This window comes from Chryseobacterium sp. YR221 (assembly GCF_900176315.1).
GTDB lineage: Bacteria > Bacteroidota > Bacteroidia > Flavobacteriales > Weeksellaceae > Chryseobacterium > Chryseobacterium rhizosphaerae.
In genome coordinates this window covers 1-4,613 of the sequence record NZ_FWXM01000014.1, presented here as the reverse complement: position 1 = coordinate 4,613, position 4,613 = coordinate 1, and the positions used below count along the sequence as shown (strand labels likewise).

Sequence of the window (4,613 nt, the reverse complement as noted above, 5' to 3'; positions counted from 1 at the left end):
GCCGTCAGCATATCCGCTGAACGTTCTAAACACAATGGAACAAGGTCATCAGGCTGAAGATCGTAAGTTTCAATAAGGTAATGAGCCAGACGGTTTGAACGATCATTAAGCTCACGGTAAGACATCCTTACATCCTGATATACTACGGCAATGTGATCCGGAGTCCTTTCAACCTGGGCTTCAAATAACGCCTGAATTGTAGTGTCACTCGCATAATCACTTTCTGTAGACCATAACCCTGATAACTGAGTGTGTTGGTCTTTGGTCAGGTAATATAATTGATCAGATGAAATTTCAGAATTTTCAAGAATCTGTTCTAAAACAGTATTCATTCCTCCGATCAGTTGATTGATCATCTTCTCATCGAACAAAAATCCTTCATAACTGATATTTAAAGTCACTTCCTCTCCGGTTTCGTAGGCCACTATTCCTAATGGATAGTCGAGTCGCTCTACTGAACCTTTAAAGACAAATGATAGCTCATTGTCTTCTCCTCCTTTTGGAGCGGGATAGTTTTCATATACAAATAAGCTGCTGAAAATTCGGCGTCCATCATGCTGAAGGCTGGCCAGGTTCACACTGCTGTGGGTATTCAGCTCACTGATTCTATGCTGAATCTCAGATATAATATCTACCACTTTACCTTCTGTATGGTTCACAATAAGAGGTAAAGTATTAATATAAAGTCCTACAGAGGATTCTATTTCATCCACCGGTAAGCTTCGTCCGGATACCGTAGTTCCTACTACCGTTGTGGATCCTCCACTGTAGATACCAAGCTGTTTATGCCATAAATACTGAAGTACAGCATTGATTGTAAATCCGTTTTCGGATGTAAACTTCTTCAGTTCCTGATACTGTTCACCTACTATCGACATTTTTATCGAACGGTGATCTACTATTTGCTTATACTCTGAAAGGTCAATCTGTTTTTGAGATTCCTTGATTAGGCTTCCCAAATCTTCACGATCTTCCAGAAGTCCCATATAATCTTTCCAGAAACTGCTGTTACTGTCCTTGTTTTCCTGAAGGTATTTCTGAGCTTCGGCGTACGCTTTATCCGGAACAGGTAAAAGCTCCTGTCCTTTAACAAGTTTAAGATAGGCCTCATGAATAAGCGTCAGGAATATAGGCATACTCCACCCATCAAGAATGGCATGGTGATTACTGAAGAGACAGCTATAATGGCTTTCTGAACGTTTGAAAATATACACTCTGAAGAGGCTTCCTTTAGATAAGTCGTATACTTCGAAACGGTCTTTTTGAGTCATTTCTTTGACCAGGTTTTCCTGATCTTCATCGTTCATCTCACTGATATCATGATAACGCCAGTCCAGGTTTCCTTTCTTATCGATAATCTGAACAATCTCTTCACTCCAGTCAAATCTTAATCGTAAGGTAGGAAGTTGTTCCTGCGTGTATATCCATGCATCTTTAAGCTTATTCAAATCCATTCCGGCCTTATAATCCCATACCAGCTGTACTCTGTAGGCATCATCTTTATCTCCCTGGTTGAGTGCATGGTATACAAATCCTTCCTGTAAACTGTTGGCAAGATATACTCCTTCAACGGCTCCTGACTTCTGAATATACATCAGCTGTTCTTTCCCAACAATATTTTCTGTATCTGATGGAGTGAGCCAGCTTCTGTTTTCTGCCAGAAGTTCATCAACCGTCTGTTTTATATATTCTTTAAATCTTTCTGTCAGCAGATTGATCTGATCTTGTGACAGATATCCTGAGAGTCCAAAACGAAGCTGACCATCTGCAATTGCACCGTTTATACTGATAATATAGCTATCACGGTTTTGACTTCCCATGGAACTTCCGCTATTTTCTCCGGAAATAAACCATGTTTTTTCTCCGGTACTTTCCTCCTGGTCAAGCTGTCCAAGATAGTTGAAACTGATTTTTGGAAGAGCATATTTTGTATAGCCTACAAGACTACCGTAACCAATTCCATTGTTTGGAATACTTCTCAACGATTCTTTAGTCAGAATAGCCGTGTCTTTTACATCATTACCTGTTTCCAGTAATAATGGATACATAGAAGTAAACCATCCTACAGTTTCTGTAATATCAAGATTATTAAAAACATCTTCACGACCATGCCCTTCAAGAAGGACAGCATGTCGGGATTCTCCCGTAAGATCTGAAAGAGCAGAAGCAAGGGCTGACAATAGCAAATCATTAATCTGTGTATGATAGACGTGATGTACTTCTCTGATTAATTTCTCTGTATATCCATGATCCAACATAAGATTGGCAAAATGATATTCAGAAGAAGATAATTCTGCCAGGGCATCATTAGTCTGTCCCACAGTATCCACCGTGTGATTCCAATACGTAAGTTCCTTTTCTCTGGATTCCGGGTTATCCTGTTTATATCCTTTTATGGCATCAATCCACTGGCGGTAACTACTTCCTTTCAAAGGAGTTTCCACTGTATTTCCTTTCTCAAGAGTCTGATACAAATTCTTCAGATCTTCGGTAATAATTCTCCAGCTTACCGCATCAATAATCAGGTGATGAAGAGCAAAGAAAATTCTTGCACTTCCGTCTTCATAGCCCTTAATATATCCTATCTGGAATAATGGTCCTTTTTCTATATTAAATTGTGCCTGCCATTCCGTCAATATTCCCGGAAGATCTTCTGATGGGAGTCCTGATACATCCAGATACTTGATAGCTGATATTGTTTCTATTCCATACTGCTGGGTGTAAGTTCCATTTTCTTTCGGATAATAAATCCTGAATGCATCATGTCTTTCAATGAGCAATCTCACACTCTCTTCCAGTAATTCTGTACTTAACTCAGGAACTTTAATCAAGAAGGACTGATTCCAATGGTTAAGGTCTCCTACATATCCCTGTTCTACCAAATCAAAGAACCATTCCTGGATAGGAAGGAAAGATAATTCTCCTGTCAACGTCCCCTGCTCTGTCAGAATATGGGTCTGCTCTTCTTTTTCTTTGATCTCAATCAGCTCAGAAAGCTTCAATACGGATCTTGAAGTAAAGACATCTTTAACACTTACTCTTATATCCAGACGTTGCCGTATTCTGCTGACAAGCTGTATACTGATGATACTATCTCCTCCTAATCTGAAGAAATCGTCATTGATTCCAATTGTTCCTGCATCCAGACCCAGAACTTCTCCATAGATCTGACACAGTCTTTCCTGCAACTCATTCTCGGGTGCCGTATATTCTCTGCCCCCCGTAAACTCAGGCTCAGGCAGTTGCCTCCTATCCAGTTTTCCATTAATCGTTAATGGTAAAGAGGTTAAATGGACAAACGCAGCAGGAACCATATATTCCGGTAAAGCTTCCGATAAGAAAGACGTAAGATGACCGGTGTCTATAGAAGTGTCTGATACATAATATCCTACAAGGTATTTCATCCCCGCTTTGTTTTCTTTAGCCAACACTACGGATTGTCTTACTTCAGCATATTCCTGAAGTCTGTTTTCGATTTCTCCTAATTCTATCCTGTAACCTCGGATCTTGACCTGGAAGTCATTTCTGCCAATGTATTCTAATTCCCCATCGGAAAGATAGCGGACAAGGTCTCCCGTTTTATACAGGATTCCGTTCTTGCCTGAAGCTTTCTCTTCCAAAGTCTGGAAAGGGTTCGCAATGAAACGTTCGGCTGTTAATTCTGCTCTGTTTAAGTAGCCTCGGGCAATTCCGGCTCCTCCCACATACAGTTCTCCTACAGCTCCGATAGGAACTGCCCGAAGATGATTATCCAAAATATACATCCCCTGATCCGGAATATTCTCTCCGATCAGAGATGCTCTGTCTAAATCTTCTACACTCAGTTTCTTGTAGGTTACATGGACCGTAGTCTCTGTAATACCATACATGTTAATCAGCGTTGGTGCGGAACGGTAACGTTCATACCAAGGTTTTAAGGAGGCCAGGTTTAAGGCTTCGCCTCCGAATATAACATAGCGAAGGCTGCTTAGATCTTCTGCACGCTGAAGAGCGGTATCGATAAACTGATAGAAAGCGGTTGGTGTCTGGTTGAGCACCGTAAGACCTTCTTTCAGACATAAACTGAAGAATAAATTTGTGTCTTTGGTCTGTTCTGAGGACGGTACCAATAGTTTTCCACCATAGAAAAAGGCGCCCCAGATTTCCCATACACTAAAGTCAAACACATACGAATGGAATAAACTCCATACATCCTGGTCATTGAAATGATACCAGTGATCGGTAGCGCTAAACAAACGTGCTACATTTCGGTGAATCTGCATTACGCCTTTTGGCATTCCTGTCGTTCCACTCGTATAGATCACATAGGCAAGGTGGTCAGGACCTACCTCGGTAACAGGATTGGAAACACTGCTCTCAGCAAGGGTTCTTTCCAGTTCTGCATCATTCAGCACAAGTACTGAGGTAGCAATTCCACTGCAGGCTTCCTGAACTGTTGATGCTGCAATGCTATGAGCCAGCACTATTTTCGCCCCGGTATCTTCCAGAATATGACGGATTCGCTCTACAGGATATGATGGATCCATAGGAACATACGCTCCGCCGGCTTTTAAAACTCCCAGAATAGCCGTCAGCATATCCGCTGAACGTTCTAAACACAATGGAACAAGGTC

General features: G+C 41.3%; 1 protein-coding gene. It reads right to left on the bottom strand.

All coding sequences use genetic code 11. The features are described from left to right. The coding region (locus tag B8967_RS22240) for a non-ribosomal peptide synthetase (RefSeq protein WP_143330573.1) at positions 1–4,613 on the bottom strand (4,613 nt) is incomplete at both ends.